Annotated in this window: 20 protein-coding genes; 9 read left to right on the top strand and 11 right to left on the bottom strand. The window is 68.8% G+C overall.

The window, feature by feature from the left end; all coding sequences use genetic code 11:
• The first annotated feature begins 7 nt into the window (after positions 1-7).
• The 3 genes from APZ15_RS07865 to APZ15_RS07855 all read left to right on the top strand — a co-directional run bounded on the left by APZ15_RS07865 (position 8) and on the right by APZ15_RS07855 (position 3,403).
• Complete coding sequence (locus tag APZ15_RS07865; protein ID WP_027788231.1) at positions 8-739, top strand: DsbA family oxidoreductase; 732 nt, start codon at positions 8-10, stop codon at positions 737-739.
• 136 nt (positions 740-875) lie between these two features.
• Positions 876-2,315: a DHA2 family efflux MFS transporter permease subunit gene (locus APZ15_RS07860; protein WP_027788232.1), complete on the top strand. Its 1,440-nt coding sequence runs from the start codon at positions 876-878 to the stop codon at positions 2,313-2,315.
• A gap of 299 nt (positions 2,316-2,614) precedes the next feature.
• On the top strand, positions 2,615-3,403 hold the full coding sequence (locus APZ15_RS07855) for a sulfite exporter TauE/SafE family protein (RefSeq protein WP_027788233.1): 789 nt from the start codon (positions 2,615-2,617) through the stop codon (positions 3,401-3,403).
• Between the two features lie 154 nt (positions 3,404-3,557).
• Here the strand turns inward: APZ15_RS07855 and APZ15_RS07850 are convergent, their stop codons facing one another.
• The 3 genes from APZ15_RS07850 to APZ15_RS07840 all read right to left on the bottom strand — a co-directional run bounded on the left by APZ15_RS07850 (position 3,558) and on the right by APZ15_RS07840 (position 8,600).
• The gene (locus APZ15_RS07850; RefSeq protein WP_027788234.1) at positions 3,558-5,393 is read right to left on the bottom strand and encodes a S10 family peptidase; all 1,836 of its coding nucleotides are present in this window, start codon (positions 5,391-5,393) and stop codon (positions 3,558-3,560) included.
• A 614-nt stretch (positions 5,394-6,007) separates the two neighbouring features.
• Complete coding sequence (locus APZ15_RS07845; RefSeq protein ID WP_027788235.1) at positions 6,008-8,098, bottom strand: D-(-)-3-hydroxybutyrate oligomer hydrolase; 2,091 nt, start codon at positions 8,096-8,098, stop codon at positions 6,008-6,010.
• Positions 8,099-8,234: 136 nt separating this feature from the next.
• On the bottom strand, positions 8,235-8,600 hold the full coding sequence (locus APZ15_RS07840; protein WP_021157129.1) for a BON domain-containing protein: 366 nt from the start codon (positions 8,598-8,600) through the stop codon (positions 8,235-8,237).
• 423 nt (positions 8,601-9,023) lie between these two features.
• Between APZ15_RS07840 and APZ15_RS07835 the strand changes: the two genes are divergently transcribed.
• The 3 genes from APZ15_RS07835 to APZ15_RS07825 all read left to right on the top strand — a co-directional run bounded on the left by APZ15_RS07835 (position 9,024) and on the right by APZ15_RS07825 (position 12,215).
• On the top strand, positions 9,024-10,466 hold the full coding sequence (locus APZ15_RS07835; RefSeq protein WP_027788236.1) for a TAXI family TRAP transporter solute-binding subunit: 1,443 nt from the start codon (positions 9,024-9,026) through the stop codon (positions 10,464-10,466).
• A gap of 94 nt (positions 10,467-10,560) precedes the next feature.
• Positions 10,561-11,199: a DsbA family protein gene (locus APZ15_RS07830; RefSeq protein WP_027788237.1), complete on the top strand. Its 639-nt coding sequence runs from the start codon at positions 10,561-10,563 to the stop codon at positions 11,197-11,199.
• A 68-nt stretch (positions 11,200-11,267) separates the two neighbouring features.
• Positions 11,268-12,215, top strand: coding sequence for a LysR family transcriptional regulator (locus APZ15_RS07825; RefSeq protein ID WP_021157131.1), 948 nt, complete (start codon positions 11,268-11,270; stop codon positions 12,213-12,215).
• Between the two features lie 49 nt (positions 12,216-12,264).
• Here the strand turns inward: APZ15_RS07825 and APZ15_RS07820 are convergent, their stop codons facing one another.
• The 4 genes from APZ15_RS07820 to xdhA form a co-directional block, all read right to left on the bottom strand.
• On the bottom strand, positions 12,265-12,666 hold the full coding sequence (locus tag APZ15_RS07820) for a nuclear transport factor 2 family protein (protein ID WP_027788238.1): 402 nt from the start codon (positions 12,664-12,666) through the stop codon (positions 12,265-12,267).
• Positions 12,667-12,754: 88 nt separating this feature from the next.
• Positions 12,755-13,372 carry a xanthine dehydrogenase accessory protein XdhC gene (gene xdhC, locus APZ15_RS07815; protein WP_027788239.1) on the bottom strand — a complete coding sequence of 206 codons (618 nt, stop codon included), beginning with the start codon at positions 13,370-13,372 and terminating at the stop codon, positions 12,755-12,757.
• 84 nt (positions 13,373-13,456) lie between these two features.
• Complete coding sequence (xdhB, locus tag APZ15_RS07810; protein ID WP_027788240.1) at positions 13,457-15,820, bottom strand: xanthine dehydrogenase molybdopterin binding subunit; 2,364 nt, start codon at positions 15,818-15,820, stop codon at positions 13,457-13,459.
• A gap of 18 nt (positions 15,821-15,838) precedes the next feature.
• Positions 15,839-17,383 carry a xanthine dehydrogenase small subunit gene (gene xdhA, locus APZ15_RS07805; RefSeq protein WP_027788241.1) on the bottom strand — a complete coding sequence of 515 codons (1,545 nt, stop codon included), beginning with the start codon at positions 17,381-17,383 and terminating at the stop codon, positions 15,839-15,841.
• 348 nt (positions 17,384-17,731) lie between these two features.
• Here xdhA and APZ15_RS07800 point away from each other — a divergent pair, with 348 nt between their 5' ends.
• Positions 17,732-18,946 (top strand): MFS transporter, encoded by a 1,215-nt coding sequence (locus APZ15_RS07800; protein ID WP_027788242.1) that lies wholly within the window; start codon positions 17,732-17,734, stop codon positions 18,944-18,946.
• Between the two features lie 96 nt (positions 18,947-19,042).
• Here the strand turns inward: APZ15_RS07800 and APZ15_RS07795 are convergent, their stop codons facing one another.
• The 3 genes from APZ15_RS07795 to APZ15_RS07785 form a co-directional block, all read right to left on the bottom strand.
• Entirely contained in the window at positions 19,043-19,639 is a 597-nt protein-coding gene (locus tag APZ15_RS07795) for an RES family NAD+ phosphorylase (protein WP_027788243.1), read from the bottom strand.
• Between the two features lie 9 nt (positions 19,640-19,648).
• On the bottom strand, positions 19,649-20,320 hold the full coding sequence (locus APZ15_RS07790; RefSeq protein WP_027788244.1) for a hypothetical protein: 672 nt from the start codon (positions 20,318-20,320) through the stop codon (positions 19,649-19,651).
• A 113-nt stretch (positions 20,321-20,433) separates the two neighbouring features.
• Positions 20,434-21,324: a DMT family transporter gene (locus APZ15_RS07785; protein ID WP_027788245.1), complete on the bottom strand. Its 891-nt coding sequence runs from the start codon at positions 21,322-21,324 to the stop codon at positions 20,434-20,436.
• A 137-nt stretch (positions 21,325-21,461) separates the two neighbouring features.
• Between APZ15_RS07785 and APZ15_RS07780 the strand changes: the two genes are divergently transcribed.
• Positions 21,462-22,397 carry an AraC family transcriptional regulator gene (locus tag APZ15_RS07780; protein ID WP_027788246.1) on the top strand — a complete coding sequence of 312 codons (936 nt, stop codon included), beginning with the start codon at positions 21,462-21,464 and terminating at the stop codon, positions 22,395-22,397.
• An 18-nt stretch (positions 22,398-22,415) separates the two neighbouring features.
• Here the strand turns inward: APZ15_RS07780 and APZ15_RS07775 are convergent, their stop codons facing one another.
• Complete coding sequence (locus tag APZ15_RS07775) at positions 22,416-23,627, bottom strand: pyridoxal-phosphate-dependent aminotransferase family protein (RefSeq protein WP_027788247.1); 1,212 nt, start codon at positions 23,625-23,627, stop codon at positions 22,416-22,418.
• A gap of 755 nt (positions 23,628-24,382) precedes the next feature.
• On the opposite strand from APZ15_RS07775, the gene APZ15_RS07770 reads away from it, so the two are divergent.
• Positions 24,383-25,366 (top strand): LysR family transcriptional regulator, encoded by a 984-nt coding sequence (locus APZ15_RS07770; RefSeq protein WP_027788248.1) that lies wholly within the window; start codon positions 24,383-24,385, stop codon positions 25,364-25,366.
• Positions 25,367-25,396 lie beyond the last annotated feature (30 nt).

Raw genomic sequence — 25,396 nt, 5'->3', positions numbered from 1 at the left:
ATCGCCCATGACGACCGCTCCCGCCCCGATTGCCCGCCCGACCCTGACCGTCGAAATCTGGTCCGACCTGATCTGCCCGTGGTGCTGGATCGGCAAGCGCCGCTTCGACGAGGCGCTCGCCGCGTTCGCGCACGCCGAGCGCGTCGACGTCGCGCTGCGCGCATACCGGCTGATGCCGGGCCAGCCGGTCGAGCCGGTCGAGGCGATGCTCGCCGGCAAGTACCGGATGTCGCCCGCGCAGGTCGACCAGATGCTGCGCCAGGTGACCGAGGCGGCCGCGAGCGTCGGGCTGCGTTACGACCTGCCCGGCACGCTCGTCGGCGACACGCTCGACGGCCACCGGCTCGTGAAGCTCGCGGAAGCGACAGGCCGCGCGCACGCGCTGACCGAGCGGCTGTACCGCGCGTATTTCTGCGAGCACGGTTCGCTGTTCGATCACGCCGAGCTGACCGAATTCGCGGTCGAAGCGGGGCTCGAGCGCGCGGCCGTCGAAGACGTGCTGCGCAGCGACCTGTACCGCGACGAAGTCGAAGCCGACATCGCCCGCGCCGCGCAGATCGGCGGGCGCGGCGTGCCGCTGTTCGTGTTCGGCGGCCGTTACGCGGTGTCGGGCGCGCAGCCGGCCGACGCGTTCGCGCAGGCGCTCGACCAGGCATGGCGCGACGGCATCGTCGAACTCGACGGCAGCGACGCGGCCGCATGCGGCCCCGACGGCTGCGAACTGCCGGCGCGCGCGTAACGCCCGTCGCATCCGTCACGCGCGGCCCGCCCGGACGCGCGACTACGCATCGCTCCTGCCACAAACCGGCAGGAAGCCCGCGCCGAGGGGGCCTACAATGCATCCTTTCAAATAACTATCAGAAGGCTGCAAGCCCATGACCCACGGGATCCACGGCGAAAAGCGCTGGTACGCGCTGATCGTCCTCTGCCTCGGCGTGCTGATGATCGTGCTCGACAGCACGATCGTGAACGTTGCGCTGCCATCGATCAGCACCGACCTCCATTTCACTGAGACGGCCCTCGTGTGGGTCGTCAACGCGTACCTGCTGACGTTCGGCGGCTGCCTGCTGCTCGGCGGCCGGCTCGGCGACCTGTATGGCCAGCGGCGCATGTTCCTCGCCGGCCTCGTCGTCTTCACGCTCGCGTCGCTCGCATGCGGCCTCGCCCAGTCGCAGACGATGCTGATCGCCGCGCGCGCGGTGCAGGGGCTCGGCGGCGCGGTGGTGTCGGCCGTGTCGCTGTCGCTGATCATGAATCTCTTCACCGAGCCCGGCGAACGCGCCCGCGCGATGGGCGTGTACGGCTTCGTCTGCGCGGGCGGCGGCAGCATCGGCGTGCTGCTCGGCGGGCTGCTGACGAGCTCGCTGTCGTGGCACTGGATCTTCCTCGTCAACCTGCCGATCGGCATCGCCGTCTATGCGATGTGCGTCGCGCTGCTGCCGCGCCTGCGCGCGCCGGCCGGCACCGCACGGCTCGACGTCGCGGGCGCGGTCACCGTGACCGCGTCGCTGATGCTGGCGGTCTACGGGATCGTCGGCGGCAACGAAGCCGGCTGGCTGTCGACGCAGACCGTCGTGCTGATCGGCGCGGCCGTCGCGCTGCTCGCCCTGTTCATCGCGATCGAGGCGCGCGCCGCGCATCCGCTGATGCCGCTCACGCTGTTCGCCGCGCGCAACGTCGCGCTCGCGAACGTGATCGGCGTGCTGTGGGCGGCCGCGATGTTCGCGTGGTTCTTCCTGTCCGCGCTGTACATGCAGCGTGTGCTCGGCTACGGGCCGCTGCAGGTCGGTCTCGCGTTCCTGCCGGCGAACCTGATCATGGCCGCGTTCTCGCTCGGGCTGTCCGCGCGCATCGTGATGCGCTTCGGGATCCGCGGCCCGATCGCGGCCGGCCTGCTGATCGCGGCCTGCGGCCTCGCCCTGTTTTCGCGCGCGCCGGTGGACGGCGGCTTCGCCTGGCACGTGCTGCCCGGCATGACGCTGCTCGGCATCGGCGCGGGCGTCGCGTTCAACCCGATGCTGCTCGCCGCGATGAGCGACGTCGATCCGGCCGATTCCGGGCTCGCGTCGGGGATCGTCAACACCGCGTTCATGATGGGCGGCGCGCTCGGCCTCGCCGTGCTCGCGAGCCTCGCGGCCGCCCGCACCGACGTGCTCGCGGCCGCGAACGCCGCGCCGCTCGACGCACTGAACGGCGGCTACCATGCGGCTTTCGCGTTCGGCGCGGCATTCGCTGCCGCCGCCGCGCTGATCGGGCTCGCGCTGCGCATCCGGCGGCAGGACGCCGTCGAAGGCGCCGGCCCCGCGATGCACTGACGCCGACGAGCCGCAGGCGGCGGACGAATCCGGCCGTTTGCATCGAACCTGGGGCGCGCACCGTCGCGCCCTTTTTCTTCTTCCGGGTGCCGCGCACCGCCCGTCCTGTCGTGGCTGGCCGGCACCGGCCATCACGTTGGCCCTGCCCCGTTCAAACGCCCGTTTCACCGCCGCCTGCCGCCCGCGCCTTCCCGGCCGATTTTTAACGCAGTCGTACACCGACCCGCCACATTTGCGACAATGGCGGACTTTGACCCACGCGCCGCTACCGCCGAACGCCGCATAACCGCCTCCTTCCGATGTCGCTTCCCCATATCGATCTGCTGTACTCGTTGTCCGGCCTGTTCGTCGGCATCCTCGTCGGCCTGACCGGCGTCGGCGGTGGTTCGTTGATGACGCCGATCCTCGTGCTGCTGTTCGGCGTCCACCCCGCGACGGCGGTCGGCACCGACCTGCTCTATGCGGCGGCGACCAAGGCCACCGGCACGCTCGTCCACGGCCTGAAGGGTTCGATCGACTGGCGCATCACGGGCCGGCTCGCGACAGGCAGCGTGCCGGCCGCGGCCATCACGCTGTGGTGGCTGCACACGCACGGGATGAACACGCCGGGCACCGCGCGGATGATCCAGCTCGTGCTCGGCGTCGCGCTGCTGCTCACGTCGCTCGCACTGATCTTCCGGCCGCAGCTCACCGCGTTCGCCGCGCGCAACCCGCTCGCGCCGAACCCCGCGCGCACGCTGTGGTCGACCGTGCTGACGGGCGCCGTGCTCGGCGTGCTCGTGTCGATGACGTCGGTCGGTGCCGGCGCGATCGGCGTCACCGTGCTCCTGCTGCTGTATCCGATGCTCGCGACGACCCGCATCGTCGGGTCCGACATCGCGCACGCGGTGCCGCTCACGCTGGTCGCCGGCATGGGCCACTGGCTGCTCGGCTCGGTCGACTGGTCGATGCTGCTGTCGCTGCTGCTCGGCTCGTTGCCGGGCATCGTGCTCGGCAGCCTGCTGTCGGCGCGCGCACCCGAGCGGCTGCTGCGTAACCTGCTCGCCGCGACGCTCGTCGCGGTCGGCGTAAGGCTCGTGCTCGCGTAGGCGGGCGCCGATCCCGCCCTTCACCCGCGGCTGCGCCCTTTCCCGGCCAGCGCATCCGACGCGCGGCGCCCTCCGCTGCCGATAAAAACAGCCCGACCGGCCTGCGCCGATCGGGCTGTCGTCCGTCCGGGGCGGCTCGAGCCGCCCGCCGCGCTTACTGCCCCTGCTGCTGCAGTTTCTGCTGCTTGAGCTGCTGCGTGCGCGCCTGCAGCTTCAGCACCCGCTGCAGGGCGGTGCGGTTCGCGAGGATCCCGTCGTAGAAGTTGGCGAGATCGCCCTTCAGTGCGGTCCGCGACGCGTCGTTCAGGTAGATCATGTGGCCCGACGGGTAGTTCTTGATCGTCAGGTTCTGCGCCTTGAGCGTCGGGTCGAGCGGCATCTGCGCGAGCGTCAGCTCCGTCTGGTGGAACGGCGTGACGGCGTCGAAATAGCCGTTCGCCGACAGCACCTTCAGATCCGGGTTCACGCTCATCGTCGACGCCAGGTCGCCGGCCGTGTACAGCGTGTTGCCGCCGCCCTTGTTCGCGCCGGTCGGGTCGGTGTGGCTGAAGTCCCAGTTGTTGAAGACCTGGTCGTTCAGGTCCACGAACGACGACGTCGACGTGTACTTGAGGTCGGTGTTGATGTAGCTGTTCCACAGCACCGTGTACGCGCCGCCGACGTTCGTGATCGACGGATCGTTGCTGCCCGAGTTCGGCAGGATGTACGGCGCGATGCCCTTGCCCGTGAAGTTCGCGCGACCGTCGTACTGGCCGATCTGCGTGCCCGGCACGAGCGTCAGGAAGAACGTGTACGGCGGGTTGTCGTCCGACGACGGCACATTGCCGAGCGCGGCCGGGTTGCCGAACGTCTGGATCAGCGACGTCGGGTCCGTGCCGATGTACGCGCCCATCTGCTGCGCGGTCTGCAGGTTCAGGTTCAGCCGCACGTTCACGAAGCCGCCGTCCTGCGGGTTCGGCTTCTGCGCGAGCGGCGCGAGCGTGTTGTCCGCGTAGTTGCGGGCCTGGACCATGTACGCGTCGAGATCGGTCGGCGTCGGGTTGAGCGTCGTCTTCTTCCAGTAGAACGCGTCGGCCGCGAGTGTCGGGAACGTGCCCGGCGCGGACAACGCATTCGCGTAGTCGAGGATCGACGACTGCAGCGTGATCCCGTTCAGGTCGATGCCGTCCTCGTGCAGCACCCACGACACGACCGCGCTGCGCGCGGTGCCGTACGACTCGCCGTACAGAAATTTCGGCGAATTCCAGCGCGAATACTTGGTCAGGTAGCGCTGGATGAAGCGATCGATCGAGCGGGCGTCCTGGTCGGTGCCCCAGAAGTCCTTGTTCTTCGCCGGGGCGATCGCCGTCGAATAACCGGTGCCGACCGGGTTGATGAACACGAGGTCGGTACGGTCGAGCAGGCTGTCCGGGTTGTCGAGCAGCTTGTACGGCGCGGGCGGCGTGAAGTTCGGGAACGACGACTGCAGGCGCTTCGGCCCGTACGAGCCGAGCAGCAGGTAGACCGACGACGAGCCGGGGCCGCCGTTGTAGAAGAACGTGACCGGGCGCGGCTTCGACGGGTCCGGATTGTCCTGCGTGTACGCGACGTAGAACATCTTCGCGTTCGGCGCCGACGTGACCGGGTCGATCGTCGTCAGGTGGCCCGTGGTGGCCGTGTACTTGATGGTCTTGCCGCCGATCGTGACCGAACGGTGGACGACGGCCGCCCCTTCCGTGGAATCCGTGACCGCGTCGTTCGGCCCGGTGCCGTACACGTCGTTGTCGACGTACGGCTGGTCGGCCGCCGCGGCCGTTGCGTTGGTGTTGGCCGACGTGCTGGCGCCGGCCGACGTCGCGGCCGCGGCGGCGGCCGAAGCAGCCGGGCTCGGCCCGTCGTCGCCGCCGCACCCCGTGACGAGCAGCGCCGCGGCCGCGGCTGCGGCGAGCGGCACGCTCAGTGTCGTTCCGAATAGCGCGAAACCGTCTTTCAAGGACTTCCGTGTCGTCATTATTGCCTCTCGAACAGAACGATAAATACCGCCGGTCGCAAAGGATCATTTGCGCCGGCGCTCCGCACCAGGAATGCATTCGTTATGCGACGCACTCCGAGTTTTTTACCGGATCGGCGAATACCGATCGGCACGATTTACCCCACCCATGTTTTTTTGCAACCGCACAATGGAATCAATTCCATTGCAAACGGCAATTCAATAATCCGCAGCAATACGAATTCATTGCGCGAATTTGCATGCACACAAAATCGGCGGCAAAAACACACCCCGCAAGGCCCGCCCGACAAGGGCACCTCACTTGGAACAGACGAGCGATCCCCCTCGGCGAGATACCGATTAATCGCAGAATGGCGATCAACCGCGACTCGAGCCGATTTAACAAAATCGAAAGGATCGATTAACTAAACGGAAAGGAATATCTTCGTATCTGTAATTTATTAAATTAAGTGAAAATACCGGCGCATATTAGGGTTCTGATTTACCGCCGTAAAGTAAGAATTTGTTACAGCGCTCGCCATTCGGACAAAAGCCAATCCGGGACCGATTCCATTCGCACAAAGGAAAAAGCCGGACGGCTGTCCGGCTTCGTGCGGGCGGCGCGGCGGGCGCCGTCAGAGCGGCACGTCGATCGTGCCGGCGCCGGTCGTGATCGCGTTCGCCCCCGGCGCGGCCGAGATCGGCGGCAGGTTCGCGCTCGTCAGCGCGGGCGCGGCGCCCGGCGTGCCGCCGCGCGGCACCGTGCGGATCACCTGCGACGGCGGCAGCGGCGCACCATTCTTCAGGTGCCGCCACATCAGGTTCAGCGCCTGCAGGTTGTAGTAGTGAACCGGCACGAAGCGCGTGTCGAAGCCCGGCACCGGCAGGAACGCGTCGAAGTGCTGGCCGTTCGTCACCTCGTAGAACACGAGCCGGCTGCGCCCGCCTTCGCTGACGCCGTTCTGCGCGACGTATGCGCGCGATGCGTGGTTCACGGGCACCAGCGCATCGCTGCGGCCCTGGACGATGATCGCCGGCTTGCCCTGCAGGTTCGCGTTCACGCGCACCGCATCGACGTTCGCGGGCATCCCGAGCATCCCGTTCGTCCAGAGCCGGCGCAGGCACAGCGCGCCCGCGAAGCTCGCATCGGGTGTCGCGAGCCGGTGGTCGATACCCGCGCCCGTGTTGAACACGAGGTCGATGCCGGCCGTCGGCGGCACGCCGTTGCCGACGCCGAAGACGGCCGGCATCGGCGACGTGGCCGGCGCGGCGACGGCGCCCGTCGCCGGGTTCGTCGTCGCGAAGCTGAAATTGCACAGGTTGTCGGTGACGCGCGAGCGCGTGTACGCGTTCGCATACGTGACGGCGATCGCCGGAATCGCCTGCGAATCCCACATCGGCGCTTGCAGCAGGTCGGAATCGGCAAGGTAGCCGGCCGCGTGGAGCTGTGCGAGCGCGTCGGCGGCCTGGCTTTGCGTATCGGCCCCCGACACGAGCCCGGCCGCGGCGAGCGTCGCGCAGCGCTGCGTGCGGATCGACTGCGTGGTCGCCGCCGGCAGCGCGCTCAGGTACGGCGCACCGGCAAGCGACGCCGACGCGGCCGCGCACGGCTGAAGCAGGTTCGCGAGGGTCGCGTAGTCGGCCAGCGGCCGGCCGAACGACGGCACCGGCTGGCCGCCCGAGCGCACGACCGCGTTCGGCGCCATCCGCACGTTGATTTGCGGCTCGCCGACCACGACCGCGGTGATCCAGCCGCGATTGTCCTGCTCGGCCGCCGCGAGCGACGCGCCGCCGCCGTTGCTGACCGACGCGGCGATCGTCGTGATGTCGCCCGCGCGATAGCGCACGCCGTGATGCGAGCTGTCGATCAGCGGGCCGAACTGCTCGTTGAGCGCCCAGTACGCGAACTCGACCGACTGCAGCGTCACGCGCCCCCAGTCCTGCTCGGGATTCTGCTGCGAATGCGCGTGCTTGAACGCATAGCGGTTCGGGAAGCGGGAATTGAAGGTGGCGAGATCGCCGCTCGTCACGTTCGCGGTGAACAGGCTCGCGGTGCCGGCCAGCACCGCGTTGGCGAGCGTGCCGTCGATCAGCGTGACGGTGTCCGACATGAGTTCGTGCGCGCCGTTGCCGCCGCCCTTGTCGTTGTAGGCAACCGCGCAGCCGCGCTTGAGCGCCCATTCGCCGGCCGCGGAAATCGCGCCGTACACGCCGCGCGAGCCCGACGACGTCGCGGTGACGATGCACGGCTGCGCGGGATTGAAGCTGGCGGGCACCTGCACGAGCAGCGTCACGTTCTTGCTGCCGCTGCCGTCGTCGGAGTATGCGAGATATTCGGTGCCGGGGATCTTGCCTTCGCCGAGCGTGGCGTTGCCGTCTAGATCGACGTTCGGCCCCCAGAAGCGGCCGTAGCCGCCGTTCGCGCTCATGTCGACGAGCGCGCGGTAGTTCGACCAGATCGCGAGGCGGCGCAGCTCGGCGCCCGTCGGCCGGGCGGCGTTCGCGAAGCCCGGCGCGGTGGCCGAGCCGAGGCCCGTCTTGCCGAGGCCGGCCGTCAGCAGGTCGTCGCTTGCGCCGTCATAGGCTGTCGTGCGCACGCTGCCGGACACGAAACCGGGCAACCGGTTGCGCTCGGCCGATTCGTCGCCGTTACAGGCGCCGAGTAGCGCGATCGCGGCCAGCGCCGCGCCGAAAACCATCCGCCTGCCCCACCCGAGCCTCGTCATCGCCGCCCTCTCGATATCGTTATCGGTCCGCCGCCGCTTCATGCGGCTTGCGGCCTCTCAAGCGCAAACGGGCCCCGGCATGCCGGGGCCCGCCTGGAAACGGGCGCACGCGGCGCTCGCGCGCCGCCGCCCGGCATCACTGCTGCTGAACCGTCAGCTTGTTCGTGACCGACGTCACGCCCGCCACGCCCTTGGCTGCGGCTTCGGCCTTGTCGATCTGGTCCTGGGCCGGCATCGTGCCTTCCAGCGTGATCGCGCCGCCCTTCGAACGCACGACGAGGTTCGACACGTTGACGCCCGATTCCTTCGAAATCGCCTTGCGCACCGTATAGCCGAGCTTGCGGTTCGCCTTCTTCGCGGTTTTCGCGGCGGCCTTCGGCGCGCTGGTCGCTGCCGCGGGCGCTTCCGTTGCCGCCGCATCGCTCGACTGCGCATACACGCTGCCCGACAGACAGGCCGCCACGGCGGCGACACCCAACGCTCTCAACACGATCGACTTCATGCTATCTCCTTATCACTCCGGAACGGCCGTGCACAGTACGGCCGGATACCCCCAAAAACAGCCGGCCCGCGCGCGAACGGGCGGGACAGCCGGTGTTTTCCACGGCGATACGAGAGAGGCAAGACGGGCTGGCGGACGGCGCACGCGAGAGCGGGCCGGCCGGGCCGGACAGCCGCCGGCCGGACGCGCCCGGTCTCATTGCGTGCCGGGTCGCGCGCGAATCGGGCGCGGCTGCGTCGCACAATGTAATCCAGCGCCCGCGGAAGCGCAAAGCTTTTGACGCGGCGGCCCCCGCCGCTGTCGTCGCGCCGCCGCGCCGCACTCGCGCACGCACCGCGAAACCGGGTACCATCGCCGCGAGAATCCGCATCGTCCGCGCCGACCGTCACCGATACGTCACGCCAGCGTCATCCGCCGCCCCCCATGAAGCCAGCCCGCCCCCGCCCGCCTCGCCGCATCCTCGCCCGCTTCGTCGCGGTGTCGTGGCGCGACCTCGCGCTGTCGATCGGCCCCACCGTGCTGCTCGCCGCCACGGCCGTCTGGCTCGCGGTCAAGCTGATCCAGCCGGCCCCGCCGTCCACGCTCGTGATCTCGTCCGGGCCGCCCGGCAGCACGTACTGGAACGCCGCGCAGAAATACAAGACGATCCTCGCGAAGAACGGCGTCACGCTCGACGTCCAGTCATCCGAAGGGTCCGCCCAGAACCTCGCGCGGCTGTCGAACCCGAACGCGCCGGTCGACGTGGGCTTCGTGCAGAGCGGCATCGGCCCGAAGGAGCGCGACGAACACCTCGTGTCGCTCGGCAGCATCGGCTATGTGCCGCTCGCGATCATGTACCGCGGCCCGGTCGTCGCGCGCCTGTCCGACTTCAAGGGCAAGCGGCTCGCGCTCGGCGCGGAAGGCAGCGGCGCGCGCGAACTGAGCCTCGCGCTGCTGAAGATGAACGGCATCGTGCCGGGCGGGTCGACCGAGCTGCTGCCGACCGCCGGCGAGGATGCGGCCACCGCGCTGCTCGACGGCAAGATCGACGCGGCATTCCTGTCCGGCGACTCGACGCAGATCCCGGTGATGGCGAAGCTGTTCCGCGCACCGGGCGTGCACGTGTATTCGTTCACCCAGGCCGAGGCGTACGCGCGGCGCTTCCCGTACCTGACCGCGATCACGCTGCCGATGGGCGTCTACGATCTCGGCCGCAACCTGCCGCCCGCCGACATCCACACGGTCGCGCCGACCATCGAGCTGGTCGCACGCGACTCGCTGCACCCCGCGCTGTCCGACCTGCTGATCGAGGCCGCGCGCGAGGTGCACGGCCACGCGACGATCCTGCAGCACGCGGGCGAATTCCCGTCGTCCGTCACGCGCGGCTTCCCGCTGTCCGACGACGCCGCGCGCTACTACAAATCCGGCAAGACCTTCCTGTACCGGCGGCTGCCGTTCTGGGTCGCGAGCCTCGTCGACCGGCTGCTCGTCGTGGTCGTGCCGCTGATCGTCGTGCTGATCCCCGGGCTGCGGCTCGTGCCGTCGCTGTACGGCTGGCGCGTGCGCTCGCGCATCTACCGCTGGTACGGCGCGCTGATCGCGCTCGAGCGCCGCGCGCTCGGCGAGCACACGGCCGAGGAGCGCGTGCAGCTGCTCGACGAACTCGACGACATCGAGGAAGCCGTGAACCGGATGAAGATGCCGCTCTCCTATGCGGGCCAGTTCTACGTGCTGCGGGAGCACATCGGCTTCGTGCGCGAACGGCTCACCGCGCACGACCACGACACGCCGGCCGGCCCGCCGGGCGCCGGCGGCCCGCCGCAGGCACGTGCCGACGCCGCGCCGCCGGCCGGCACGCCCCCTCGGGCGACTCCCGGTTCCGCTTGACCGGACGATCCGCGATCATTGCCGCATGCGTGCACCGCCGCGTAACATGGAGGCCGCCGCCAGACGCCGCACGCCCCATCCACTGGAGATCGACATGACAACCGGCCTCGATATCGCCCAGCCCGCCTGGTTCTTCGACTTCGTGTCGCCGTTCTCCTACCTGCTCCTCGAACAGCACGACAAGTGGCCGGACGTGCCGTTCGAACCCGTCGCCGTGTCGCTGCCCGACCTGCAGCGGCACTGGGGGCAGCGCCCCAGCGCCGACGTGCCGGCCAAGCGCGTGTTCACGTACCGTCACGCGCTGTTCCGCGCCGAGCAGCTCGGTATCCGCTTCAAGATGCCGCCCGCGCACCCGTTCGAGTCCGACAAGGTGCTGCGCCTCGCGATCGCGCTGCGCGCCGACATCGCGACCGTGCTGGAGATGTTCCGCTTCATCTGGCGCGACGGCAACGATCCGTCGACGCCGGAAGGGTTCGCGGCATTGTGCGAGCGGGTCGGCGTCGGACACGGCGACGAGCTGATCGAATTCGAGGAGACCGCCGCGCAACTGGCACGCAACAACGCCGACGCGATCGCGCTCGGGGTGTTCGGCGTGCCGACGTTCTGGATGAACCAGCAGCTGTTCTGGGGCGAGGATGCGCTGCCGATGGTGCTGTACTGCGCGCGCACGCCGAACTGGCTCGAATCGCGCGAGGTCAAGCGGATCAGCGCGCTGCCGAAGGGCCGCGCGTGATGGCCGGTATCACGCACGGCAACGCGCGATTACGGTAACGTTACGCGTCACCCGAATCACCCCCACCGATGGAAGACGACGACCGTACCGCCTCGCTCGATATCTGGCTCGTGCGTGTGCTGCGCACGCTGCTGCTCGAGCGCAGCGTCACGCAGGCCGCGCTGCGGCTGAACCAGACCCAGCCCGCGATCAGCACCGCGCTGCGCAAGCTGCGCGAGACGCTGAACGACCCGATCCTCGTGCGCGGCAAATCCGGCATGGTGCCGACCGAATACGGCGCGTCGCTGCTCGAGGCCGCGCAGCGCGCGCTGCGCGAGGTCGATTTCATCGCGACGCCGCACGGCGACTTCGATCCGTCGTCCGCACGGCGCACGTTCCGCGTCGCCGCGCCCGATTACCTGAACGATTTCTTCATGCCGACGCTGATCGAGCGCTTTCGCGACGCGGCGCCGCATGCGCACCTGGAAATCGATTCGCTGAATCCCGCGCTCGATCACGCGGGCGCGCTCGAATCCGGCGCGCTCGATCTCGTGATCGGCAACTGGCCGAAGCCCGACCCGCAGTTCGCACGCCAGGACCTGTTCTCCGACACGATCGTGTGCCTGATGCGCGATGCGCACCCGCTCGCGCGCGGGCCGCTCACGCGCGAAGCGTACGCGTCGGCCGCGCACGTCGCGCCGACGCCGTACACCGGCGACAAGCGCAACGCGATCGAGATCGGCCTTGCCCGCGCGCACCTCACGCGGCGCATCGTGACGACGCTTCCGTACTTCGGGATCGTGCCGCAGGTGCTGCTGCAATCGGACCTGATCTTCACGACGACGCGCCGCTTCGCGACGCATTACGCGCAGTTGCTGCCGCTCGTCGTCGTCACGCCGCCGGTGCCGTTTCCGCGCATCAAGAGCTACCTGCTCACGCATCCGCAACCCGACCGGCCGACCGACATCGCGTGGCTGTGCGCGCTGATGCAGAGCGTGTCCGACGAGCTGACGGTCGCCCGCGGCCGCAAGCGCTGAGCCGCAAGCGTCGAGCCGAGCTGAGCCTCGGCGCGGCCAATCAGGCCGTTCAGGTCGTACAGAAGGTTTCCTGCAGATGGGCCCAGCGCACGACGCCCGCCGCGTCGCGTTCGAACACGGCGGTCGCGCGGCGCGCGGGCAGCTCGCCCGAGGCCGCGTGCTGCGCTTCGAGATAGGTGAGCGTCGCATGCGACGCGTCGGCGGCGAGCACGCGGGTGTCCGACAGCGTGATGCGCAGCCCCGGCTTCGCGCCGGCGAGCTTCGCGAACAGCGCGCGCGTGCCGTCGTGGTCGACCTCGCGGCCGTCGGTCAGGATCATCGTGAAATCGGCGGAGAACGAAGCGAGCAGCGCGTCGAGCGCCCCGGGCGCGGTATCGACGCCGGACAGCCAGCGCTCGATGGCGACGAGGCTCGCATCGAGCGTGTCGAGATAAACCTGGTGATCGGACATGGTGCGTGCACGGTAAGGCGCGGCCCGGTGCCGCGCGTCGTCGTGCAGTGTATGCAAAAACGCGCGGCCATGCGCTGGCCGCGCGGTGCTACCGCGCGCAGGACACGTCGTCGCGCGCACGCCCCGCCGCGGCGGCCTTCACGTCCGCCACCGGCATGCCCGAGCGCGCCTGCAGCAGCTCCGCGCAGACGGCCACCGCGATCGCGCCCGGCGTCTTGTCGACGATGCCCGCGACGCCGATCGGGCACACCATCTCGACGAGTCGCGCCGGATCGACGCCGCGCGCGGCAAGCCGGCGCTCGAACTTCACGCGCTTGGTGCGCGAGCCGATCATCCCGAAGTACGCATAGTCGCGCCGCCGCATGATCTGCGCGGCGAGCGAGAAGTCGAGCGCGTGGTTGTGCGTCATCACGAGGAAATATGCGCCGGGCGGCGCCGCGTCGACGACGGCCTCCGGCGTGTCGGTCGGCTCCGGCTGCACGTTCGGCGGACATTCGTCCGGAAACAGCTCGTCGCGCGTGTCGACCCACTGCACGACGCACGGCAGCGCGCCGAGCAGCGTGACGAGCGCGTGACCGACGTGCCCGGCGCCGAACAGCACGATGTGCATCGGCGCCGGCGTGCCGCTCGCGCGGTTGCGCTGGCCGGTGCCCTGCGCGAACGCCGGGGGCGGCGCGGTGCGAAGCGAGCGTGCGGGGCCGTTCATGTCAGCCTCCGCCGGGCCGCCCCTGGGAGGCTGACCGCCCCCATCGGAAGCGGCGAACGAAGCGAGCGTGGGAGCCGTTTCATCTCAGCCTGCCTGACCGGCGCGCGCCGCACGCACCGCGCTGACCGCGCGCAGGATCGACTCGCCGGTGGCCGGCGCGTCGAGCGGCGGGTTCACCTGGTAGTCGCCGACCGCGGCCACCGCGTCGCGCACCGCGAAGAACACCGAGAACGGCAGCAGCAGCGGCGGCTCGCCGACAGCCTTCGAGCGGTGGATGCTGTCCTCGACGTTGCGGTTCTTGAACAGCTGCACGTTGAACTCGGGCGGCGTGTCGTTCACCGTCGGGATCTTGTAGGTCGACGGCGCATGCGTCATCAGCTTGCCGCCCTTGTTCCACCACAGCTCCTCGGTCGTCAGCCAGCCCATCCCCTGGATGAACGCGCCTTCGACCTGGCCGATGTCGAGCGCCGGGTTCAGCGATGCGCCCACGTCGTGCAGCGCATCGACGCGCAGCGTGCGCATCTCGCCCGTCAGCGTGTCGATCACGACTTCCGACACGGCCGCGCCGTACGAGTAGTAGTAGAACGGCCGGCCCTGCAGCTTCGACTGATCCCAGTACAGCTTCGGCGTCGCGTAGAAACCGTCGGACCACAGCTGCACGCGCGCGAGGTACGCCTTCGCGACCACGTCGCCGAACGGCACGCCGTTGCCGCCGACCCACACGAAGTCGTTGCCGAACTTCACGTCGGCCGCATCGACCTTGCCGTCGCCGAACTGCTTCGCCGCGAACACCGCGAGCCGCTCGCGCAGCTGGCGCGCCGCATCCTGCGCGGCCTTGCCGTTCAGGTCCGAGCCCGTGGAAGCGGCCGTCGCGGACGTGTTCGCGACCTTGCTGGTGTCGGTCGCCGTCACGCGGACCCGGCCGAAGCGGATGCCGAGCTCGTGCGCGACGACCTGCGCGACCTTCGTGTTGAGCCCCTGCCCCATCTCCGTGCCGCCGTGGTTCACGAGCACCGAGCCGTCGGTGTAGATGTGCACCAGCGCGCCGGCCTGGTTGAAGTGCGTGACGTTGAACGCGATACCGAACTTCACCGGCGTGAGCGCGATGCCCTTCTTCAGCACCGTGTTGCGCGCGTTGAATTCGCGCACGCCCGCGCGCCGCGCGCGGTAGTCGCTCGTCGCCTCGAGTTCGCCGAGCAGTTCCTGCAGCACGTTGTCCTCGACCGTCTGCCCGTACGGCGTCACGTTGCGTTCGGTCTTGCCGTACAGGTTCGCGTAGCGCACGTCGAGCGGATCGCGGTCGAGCGAGCGCGCGATGTCGTCGAGGATGTACTCGATCGCGAACGCGCCCTGCGGGCCGCCGAAGCCGCGGAACGCGGTGTTCGACTGCGTGTTGGTCTTGCCGCAGTAGCCGGCGATGTTCACGTCGCCGAGCCAGTACGCGTTGTCGAAATGGCATACCGCGCGCGTCATCACCGGGCCCGACAGGTCGGCCGAGAAGCCGCAGCGCGACGTCATGTCGAGCGCGACGCCGTCGATGCGGCCGTCGTCGTCGTAACCGACGTCGAAGCGGTAATGGAAGTCGTGCCGCTTGCCGGTGATCATCATGTCGTCGTCGCGATCCGGACGCAGCTTCACCGGGCACAGCAGCTTCCATGCGGCAAGCGCCGCGCAGCACGCGAACAGGCCCGACTGCGATTCCTTGCCGCCGAACCCGCCGCCCATCCGGCGGCACTCGACGAGCACGTTGTGCGACGCGACGCCGAGCACGTGCGCGACGAGGTGCTGCATCTCGCTCGGGTGCTGCGTCGAGCAGTACACGTGCATCCCGTCGTCGTCCTTCGGCACCGCGTACGCGATCTGCCCTTCGAGGTAGAACTGCTCCTGGCCGCCGAGCAGCATTTCGCCCGACTCGCGGTGCGGCGCGACGGCGAGCCGTGCGGCCGCGTCGCCGCGCGCGAGCTTCAGCGGCGGGATCACGTAGGTTTCGGCCGCGCGCGCTTCCTGCGCGGTGAGAATCGCCGGCAACTCCTCGTAGTCGACCTGTGCGCGGCGCGCGGCGAGCCGCGCGGTTTCATGCGACGTCGCGACGACGATGAACATCGGCTGGCCGACGAACTGCACGATGCCCTTCGCGAGCACCGGGTCGTCGTGGATGATCGGGCCGCAATCGTTGACGCCCGGGATGTCGTCGGCCGTAAACACGGCGACCACGCCCGGCGTCGCGCGCACCGCGTCGAAGTTCATCGACACGATCTTCGCGTGCGGCTTCGCCGACAGGCCGAGCGCCGCGTGCAGCGTGCCCGCGACGATCGGGATGTCGTCGGTGTAGGTGGCACGTCCGCTGACGTGCAGGTGCGCGGATTCGTGCGCGCGCGAGACGTGGACCTGCGCGGCGTCGGCTTGCGGATCGAGGGTGTTCAGGAACGGTTCTGCTTGCTGGTTCATGTTCGGGGTTCTCCGTCTTCAGACGCGCGCCGCGTCGGTGCCGGTTTCGGCGGCCACTTCACGCACATTCAGGGCTTGCGGCGGCAGCGGGTCGTGCGGGCGCGTCTCCAGCCAGAATCGGTACATCAGGTTCTTCGCGGTATCGAGGCGATACGTGCTCGTCGCGCGCATGTCGGACAGCGGCTGGTAGTCGCGCTCGAGCGCCTGCATCGCGGCCTGCGCGGTGGCTTCGTGCCATTGCGCGCCGTCGAGCAGGCTTTCCGTGTGCGCCGCCCGCTTCGGCGTCGCGGCCATCCCGCCGAACGCGATGCGCGGCTCGCAGATCGTGTCGCCGTCCGCGATGAACGCGAACGCCGCGCACACGGCCGAGATGTCGGAGTCGAACCGCTTCGACAGCTTGTACGTGCGGAACTGCAGCTTCTCGCGCGCGCCGGTGCGGGTCGGCACCTTCAGGCCGACGACGAATTCGTGCGGCGCCATGTCCTTCTGCTGGTAGCCCGTGTACAGCGCCTCGAGCGGCAGCTCGCGCACCGTGTCGCCGCCGCGCAGCACCACGCGCGCGCCGAGCGCGATCAGGCCCGGCATCGAATCGCCGATCGGCGAGCCGTTCGCGACGTTGCCGCCGATCGTGCCGGCATTGCGGATCGGCAGCGACGCGAAGCGCTTCCACATTTCGGTCAGCTCCGGATACGTGCCGGCCAGCGCCGCATACCCGTTCTCGACCGTCACGCCCGCACCGATCTCGATCCAGTCGTCGCCGTGCACGACGCGCTGCAGTTCGGCGATCTGGCCGACGTAGATCAGGTCGTCGAGCCGGCGCATCTGCTTCGTGACCCACAAGCCGATGTCGGTGCTGCCCGCCAGAATGCGCGCGTCGGGCCGCTCGACCTTCAGCGCGGCCAGCGCATCGAGCGTGCGCGGCGCCGCGAAGCGCGCGCCGTCGAGCGTCGTGTAGTCGAACGTGTCGTCGCGCTTGAGCGACGCGAGCGTGCGGGCCAGCGCGGCCGTGTCGACCGGTGCCGACGGCGCCGGCCCATCGAACATCTGCACGGCCGCGTCGACGATCGGCCGGTAGCCGGTGCAGCGGCACAGGTTGCCGGTCAGCGCATCGGCGATCTCGGTGCGCGTCGGTACGTCCTTCGCCTTCGCGCACGCGCTGCCGCAACCTTCGTGGCCGTGCTTCTCGTACAGTGCCCACATCGACATCACGAAGCCGGGCGTGCAAAACCCGCATTGCGAACCGTGACAGTCGACCATCGCCTGCTGCACCGGATGCAGCGCGCCGTCCGGCTGACGCAGGTCCTCGACCGTGAGCAGCGCCTTGCCGTCGAGCGTCGGCAGGAACTGGATGCATGCGTTGACGGCCTTGAACTCGACCGCGCCGGTGTCGGTCAGCTCGCCGACGACGACCGTACATGCGCCGCAGTCGCCTTCCGCGCAGCCTTCCTTGGTGCCGGTGCAATGCGCGTCCTCGCGCAGGTATTGCAGCACGGTGCGGGTGACGTCCGCGCCGCTGACTTCGCGAATCGCGTGACGATGGTAGAAGCGGATCGGCTCACTCATGTCTCGAGGGTTCTTCAAATGGGGGGCAAGGCGGCCTGCGCAGTGCGCTCGACCGACGTTTTTCTGACAGTTTGCACGCTATCACCATCAAATTTCGCAACCCATAGCCCATCACGCATGGGGCCCATATAACTGCCGCGATATGAACGCCGGGGAACGCCGGGGCCGCTCGCCGCCCTTTCCGCACGGTGCCCTGTACCCATTCCCGATGTCTTCAACACCGTCCGTCATCGTCAAAAACGGGGCGCGATTAACTAAATGGTACCTGCGTGAAAACCGGTTCCATGGGAAAATCCCGATTCCCTTTTTCGCCGTCTTCCGTTCGTTTCGTTCATTCGTTCCGACCCCATGTCAACCGATTCCGCCACACCGCCGCGCAGCGGGTTCGCGGTCACGCTGCAAATCGTGTCCGTCGTCTGCTTCACGTTCATCTGCTACCTGACCATCGGCCTGCCGCTCGCGGTGCTGCCGGGCTTCGTCCATGACGACCTCGGTTTTTCCGCGATCGTCGCGGGCGGCGCGATCAGCGTCCAGTATTTCGCGACGCTCGCATCGCGGCCGCTCGCCGGGCGCTTCGCCGATACGCTCGGGCCGAAGCAGACGGTGCTGCGCGGGCTGGTCGGCTGCGGGGTGTCGGGCGTGCTGCTGCTCGTCGCGCTGCTGCTCGCGCACTGGCCGGTCGCGAGCCTCGTGCTGCTGGTCGCGAGCCGGCTCGTGCTCGGCGTCGGCGAGAGCCTGTGCGGCACCGGCGCGATCCTGTGGGGCATCGGCCGGGTCGGCGTCACGCACAACGCGAAGGTCATCTCGTGGAACGGGATCGCCACCTACGGCGCACTCGCGCTCGGCGCGCCGGTCGGCGTCGCGATCGCGCATACGCTGAATCCGGCGCTGATCGGCGTGATCGTGATCGCGCTCGCCGCGACCGGCTTCTATCTCGCGCGCCTGATCGATTCCGTGCCGCTCGTGCACGGCGAGCGGATGTCGTATGCGAGCGTGTTCACGCGCGTGCTGCCGCACGGCCTCGGCCTCGCGCTCGGCTCGGCCGGCTTCGGCTCGATCGCCACCTTCGTCACGCTGTACTACGCCGCGCGCCACTGGCCGAACGCCGCACTGTCGCTGACCGTGTTCGGCACGCTGTTCATCGGCGCGCGCCTGCTGTTCGCGAACACGATCAAGACGTACGGCGGCTTCCGCGTCGCGATCGTGTCGTTCGCGTTCGAATGCTCGGGCCTCGTGCTGCTGTGGCTCGCGCCCGTGCCGCACGTCGCGCTCGTCGGCGCCGCGCTGACGGGCTTCGGCTTCGCGCTGATCTTCCCTGCACTCGGCGTCGAGGCCGTCGCGCTCGTGCCGCCCGCGAGCCGCGGCGCGGCGCTGTCCGCGTACTCGGTGTTCCTCGACCTGTCGCTCGGCATCACAGGCCCGCTCGCCGGCTATGTCGCGGGCGCGTTCGGTTATCCGCAGGTGTTCCTGTTCGCGGCGGTGGCCGCCGCCGCGGGCGTCGCGCTGTCGATGGTGCTGTACCAGCGGCAGGCGCGGGTTGCGGGGAGCGGCGCGGCGGCATGAGCGCCCGGGCCGCGGGATATCACGCGAGCCCTCGTTCCGACGGAAGGCCGCGCGGGGCCATTCGTCGGCGTCCGGCGAGACACGGCTTGACGTGACTTAACGCGGCAGTATGTTGAAGTCCCGCAGCACGCGGGCAGCGTCGACGTGGCGCCGGAACGGCACGGCGCGCTCGAGCATGAGCTTCGGTTCGGCACGATCGAAAAGCACGAGCGCTTCCGACGTGTTGAGATGGCGTGACATATACAGAATACCGTCGACCCGGCGGCCATGCCCGTGCACGGCGAGCGACCATTGCTGCGGGATGTCGTACGGTACGACGGTCGACAGCGCGCCGTCGCCGCCAAGGTTTTTCAGCGGTAAGCCGTGCAGGACGGCCACCGTCAGCGGAGAGCCGGTAAACGACAGCACGAAGCGCTCAAGCTCCGTCGTCACGAGCGGAAAGCCGCCAACGGCGAGATCGGCGACTTCGTCGTGCAGCACCGTCTCGGCAAACGCACAGTGCAGGTCGAAACCGAAATAGCTGGTGCCATACCGGCGCCGCTTGCGCGGGTCGTCGAAACGGTTGCCGCCCGACTTGCCGAAGTACGGCTCGCCCGTCTCGTACCTGGAAACGCGCACCAGCGCCGCCGGCGGAATCGTTCGCGTAACCAGCGTCGCATTCGCGAAGTGTTCGCTCGGCGGCCTCAACGTCAACCGCGCCTCCTAGCGTTCCGCGAACGCCGCCGCGGCACGCTCGACCTCGGCAAGCTTCCCCTGCGACAGCGCCTTCAGCGGCGTGACGTTGCCGAGGGACGCCTTGGGCGTCGTGAAGAATTGCCATTTGCTCCACCCCGGCAAACCACCCAGGCATTGCGTCACCTTTCCGAGCGTCTTGCGATCGATATCGCCCGTCAGATAAAAGGCCGGGTAGTACTGCGCCGCCCCCACGTCGACCGCGAAGATGCGCCCCGACACGACCGCCTTGCTGAGCGCCTGCCGTGTCATGCCGAGCCCCGCCCAGATCTCCGCGGCCGGCAGCAGCGCGCCCTTCGCGACGAGCGCCCGCCGTTCGGCCAGCGCGCGCTGCTCGAAATCGGCGGCCGCGGCATCCGCGCGGGCCGCCGGCCTCGCAGGCGGTTTCCTGCGAACGGGCGGTTGCCTGTCGCGGGTCGCGGCGGCAGCGATGCCGAACGTGATCGTGCCGGCCAGATCGATGACCTGGGCGATGCCGACCTTGAACAAGTGCCCCAGCTGTTCGTCCGACAGCCTGAGCAGCGCCCGGGCCCGATCGGGCCCGAGCATGGTCGCGGCGCCGACGGCGCTGCGCAGCGCCTCCTCGGTCTCGACATCGAGAACCGCAGCCACGCCTTCAAGCGCACGAGCCTGCCTGACCATCGCTACCTCCTTGCACGACCGGAAGCTCGAGACTAGGCCCGATTCGGAACCAAGTCAACCATGACAACCAAACTGACGACCGGGCAGGCGACATCGGGCCGCCCCCTCATCCGTCACGCCGTCCTCGGAAACAGCCTCCGCGTCAGGTCGAACGCGACCAGGTTGCCGGCCACCACCAGCAGCAGCCCGACCACCGCGAGCGGCGACCACTGGTAACCCTCGAACACCGTCGACACCGCCAGCGCGACGATCGGGAACAGCACCGTGCAGTACGCGGCACGCTCCGGCCCGATCCGGCCGACGAGGGTCAGGTAGGCGGTGAAACCGATCACCGAGCCCGGCACGGCCAGGTAGACGAGCGCGCCGAGATAACGCGGGCTCGTGTCGAGCGTGAACGGCAAGCCGGCCGCTGCGCTGCCGACGGTCAGGATCGCCGCGCCGATCAGCATCGCCCAGCCGTTGGTCGCGAGCGGGTGCAGCCCCATCGACTGCATCCGGCTCGACAGCAGGTTGCCGGCCGAGAAGCACATCGTGCCCGCCAGCGCGATCGCGAGCCCCGTCCAGGTCGCGTGGTCGTCGAGATGGCCGGCCATCTGCTGCCAGAACAGGCATGCGATGCCGGTCAGGCCGAGCAGCGCGCCGGCGATCGCCGACGGCCGCAACGGGCGGCCCATGAACAACCGGCCGTTGATCGAATTCAACAGCGGCGCGGTCGAGAAGATCACCGCGACGAGGCCGCTCGGTACGACCTGTTCCGCGTAGTAGAAGCACAGGAAGTTCAGGCAGAACAGCGCGAAACCCTGCGCCAGCAGGAAACGCCACGCTTCGCGCGGCGGGCGCACCGGCCGGCGCATCACGCGCAGCAGCGCGAACAGCACGGCGGCCGCGAGCCAGAAGCGCCAGGCGATCGACACGGGCGGCGGCACGGAGCCGAGCTGCCACTTGATCGCGATCCAGGTGGTGCCCCAGATCAGCACGGTGACGAAATAAAGCGACAGGTTCATGGCGGCAACGATCCAAAAAAGCGGGTGAAACGGGACTCCGACTATGCCGCCGCCCGGCGCGCGCCGATTGTCCGGAATTGCGGTCTTTTTCGGGCCGCCGCCCGCGGCGCCGCCCGCCCGCTTATACTCGGCCCATCATGAGCCTCACCCTTTCCGCGCCCCCCATCGACCACCCCGCCGCCCTGGCCGGCGGCGATCTGCCGTTCGGCCTGCAGTCGGTCTGCCGCACGCTCGCCGACGCGAACGCGACGCTCGAGCGCTTCGCGTGGCTCGGCGACCATCTCGCGATCGCCGAATGGACGCGGATCACCGACGAAAGCGAGACGATCTACGAGCAGCCGGGCCACCACACGCTGTCGTGCTACCTCGACGGCGGCTACCAGACGGAACGCCAGCGCGTGCCGCGCTACGGCGCGCCGAGCCTGCTGTGCGCGCTGCCGGGCGACCACGAATCGCGCTGGTGGGTGCGCGGCGAGATGCACTTCATCCACCTGTATTTCCTGCCCGAGCACTTCACGCAGCGCGCGATCCGCGAACTCGACCGCGAGCCGCGCGAGCTGAAGCTCGCCGACCGCACTTACTTCGAGGATGCGCGCGTCGCCTCCCTGCTGCGCTCGCTCGCGCTGGACGGCTGGGACGATGCCGACGAGCGGCTGCGCGTGAACGAGACCGCGCACGAGGTGCTGAGCCTGCTGCTGCGCGGGCAGAGCACGACCCGCACCGACACGTCGTTCCGCGGCGGGCTCGCGCCGGCCGTGCGCCGCCGCGTGCGCGACTACATCGACACGTACCTGACGCAACCGCTGACGCTCGGCGAACTCGCCGACGTCGCCGCGCTGTCCGAGTACCACTTCTCGCGGATGTTCCGGCTGTCGTTCGGCCGGGCGCCGCACGCGTGGGTGGCCGAGCAGCGGCTGGCGCGGGCGCGCGAGCTGTTGCGCACGACGGCGCTGCCGCTCGCACAGATCGCGGCCGACTGCGGCTATGCGAACGCCGGCCACTTCAGCCATCGCTTCCGCGACGCTCACGGTACGACGCCGATTACCTACCGGCGTGCGATGCAGGGCCGCTGAGCGCGGCCCCGGCGCGGCTTACGCGCCGCGTCGCGACAGTTCCTGTTCGAGCGCCGCGACGCCGGCCGGCAGGTCGACCGGCACCTTCAGGTCGACCATCGTGCGGCCGAACGCATGCAGCGTGCGGAACAGGTTGTGTTCACGGCACTGCTCGCCCATCTGTCCGATCCGCACGATCGGCAACCCGAACGAGCCCGAGATCTCGACCTGGTACTGCTTCGAGATGTGGCCGCAGACCATCCCCGGCGTCAGCCCTTCCGGCGTCTCGATCCCGACGACCGAGTTCAGCCGGCAATCCTTCGGCGCATAGAGCTTGAGCCCCATCGACTCGACGCCTGCCTGCAGCGCGAGCGAGCAGCGCAGGTGGCGCGCGAAGCGGCTTTCGAGCGTCTCCGCGCAGACGAGCCGCAGCGCTTCGTGCAGCGCGAGCACGCCCGACACGGGCGCCGTGTAGTGATAGCCCGCGTTGTGCCAGAAATTCTCCGCGAGCGCCATGTCGAGGCACCAGTGCGCGTTCGGTTCGGGGCGCTGCTTCATCCGGTTCCACGCGGCGTCGGAGAACGCGATCAGCGACACGCCCGGGATCGACGACAGCCCCTTCTGGCCGCCGGTGATCACCGCGTCGATGCCCCACGCGTCCATCTCGAGCGGCATCGTCGACAGCGTGCACACCGCGTCGACCACGACCAGCGCACCGGCCGCCTTCGCGAGCGCCGCGATGTCGCGCAGGTCGCGGTTCCACACGGTGTTCGACGTCTCGCCCTGCACGATCGTGACGATCTCGGGCCGCTCGCGCGCGATCGCGTCCGCGATCTCGTCGAGGCTCGCGACCGCGCGATCGGCCACTTCGAGCGTCGCGACGTCGGCGCCGACGCGCGTGGCCATCTCGGCCATCCGCGCGCTGAAGAAGCCATTGCGGATCGACAGCACGCGGGTACCGCGCCACGCGAGGTTCGAGATCGCCATTTCCATCGCGGCCGAACCGGGGCCCGCGACGCCGAGCACCCACTTCGTGCGGGTCTGGAACACGTAGCGCGCCATCTCCTTCACCTGCTCGATGATCTTCGCCATCGTCGCGCCGAGGTGGTTGATCACGATCGTGTTCGCCTTCGCGACGGCGGCCGGGATCGGAACCGGGCCGGCCCCCATCATCAGCAGCGGTTCTTCGGGCAGGATCGCGTCGAGCGGCACGACGACGGGACAGGGAATCGGCGAGTAATCGATGGACATGGCAGGTAAAAGGTGAGGAAAGGAAGTGCACGGACGCTCGCCGCGCAGCATGGCGAACTGATCGATCATTCCGTGTTCCGCCGCCTCGCGCAAGAGGCACGCACGGCCGGACAGCGCAACGCTGGCCCGGTCGCCGGACCGGGCCAGCCAGCCGTGCGCGTGCCGCACGCCAGCCATTCGAAATGAGAAACGATTGCGGGCCGGGTTGTGAAACGGTTCCATTCGTACGCCAGGCGCCCGATTTTCTCCGTCAATAACACAACGAATCGCCGAAACCGCCGGTTCAACGCGACTTCTGTATCAAAAAAATAGACCGAATCCGCCCTAAAAATCGCTTCACGGAATCCGGCACGCAAAACAGACGTGCGGCCCCAAAAAACATCCATTACTTCTGCATGTATTGGGGCACGCTTCCCGTCAATACCGGAACAAGCACGCCAGAATTGCATACAACTCATTGATTAAAATAGGAAATACCCGAACAACCGCGCTTACTCTAATACCCTTCCGTCTTTGAACGGCAGGCATCGATACAGCACCGCGTTTAACGCGTTACTCCCTATTTCGATTTTCCGCAACCCGCCCCTTTTCTCAGGTTGACGGATATCGCTTCTGTATTGAACAATCGTCTGCGGAATCGAAAAAAACGATTTTTCGATACGAAGGAAAACTGGGTGCCGCGCGATACGCTTTCGAGGTTGCGCGGCGAAAAGCATCAACCATAATCAATCAACCGGGCCAGAAATACGCAAGCCATGAACCAGATTCAGACCATGGGTGTATTCGTCTGCGTCGCCGAGCAGCAGAGCTTCCGGCGCGCGGCGCACCATCTCGGCGTGTCCAATGCACTCGTCACGCGTTCGATCGCGATGCTCGAGGGCCACCTGAACACACGGCTGATCCACCGCACCACGCGCAACCTGTCGCTTACCGAGGCCGGCGTGCGCTACCTCGACGGGTGCCGTGCGCTGCTCGAGGAATTCGACCACCTCGAATCGTCCGTCGCGCATGCCGTGCGCGAACCGGCCGGCACGCTGCGCGTCGTCGCGTCGGGCCTGCTGTCGCCGCTTGCACTGACGCCGCTCGTCAGCAGCTTCCGGCACCGCTACCCCGAGTTGCGCGTGCAGCTGACCGTCTCCGAGGGGCCGCTCGACGTGCTCGATTCGGGTTACGACGTCGGCATCGTCACGGGCAACCGGCTCGACGGCAACCCGACGCTGATCGGCCACGCGCTCGCGCCGAACCCGTTCGTCGCGTGCGCGGCACCGGCCTATCTCGAGCGACGCGGCGAGCCGCGCTTGCCCGACGACCTGCCGGGCCACGACTGGGTCACGCTCGCATCGCACCAGCATGCGCCCGCGTGGCAACTGGTCGGCCACGACGGCATCGCGCATTCCGTCACGGTGCGCCCGACCTGCACGGTCAACCAGCTCGCGCTCGTCCAGGCGGCCGCCGTGGCCGGGGCCGGCATCGCGGTGCTGCCCGAGCCGTGCGTCGCCGACGCGCTCGCGAACGGCACGCTCGTGCGGCTCATGGCCGGCTACCGGATCGACGATCCCGACACGCAACTGTCGCTCGTCTACCCGAACCGCCAGTACGTACCGGCCCGCACGCGCAGCTTCGTCGAGCACGCGCTCGACCACTTCAGTGCGCAGCCGGCCCGCGAACGAACCGACTACGGCTTCCTGCGGCCGCCGCGCGGGCCCGACCGCTCCGACATCGTCACGGGCCTGCAGTAAACTGCGCGCGTCAGCCTTCGGGGGTGCAGC

This window comes from Burkholderia cepacia ATCC 25416, assembly GCF_001411495.1.
In the GTDB taxonomy this organism is placed as follows: Bacteria; Pseudomonadota; Gammaproteobacteria; order Burkholderiales; family Burkholderiaceae; genus Burkholderia; species Burkholderia cepacia.
The sequence above is the reverse complement of the archived record's forward strand: the minus strand, read 5'-3'. Positions and strand labels throughout refer to the sequence as shown.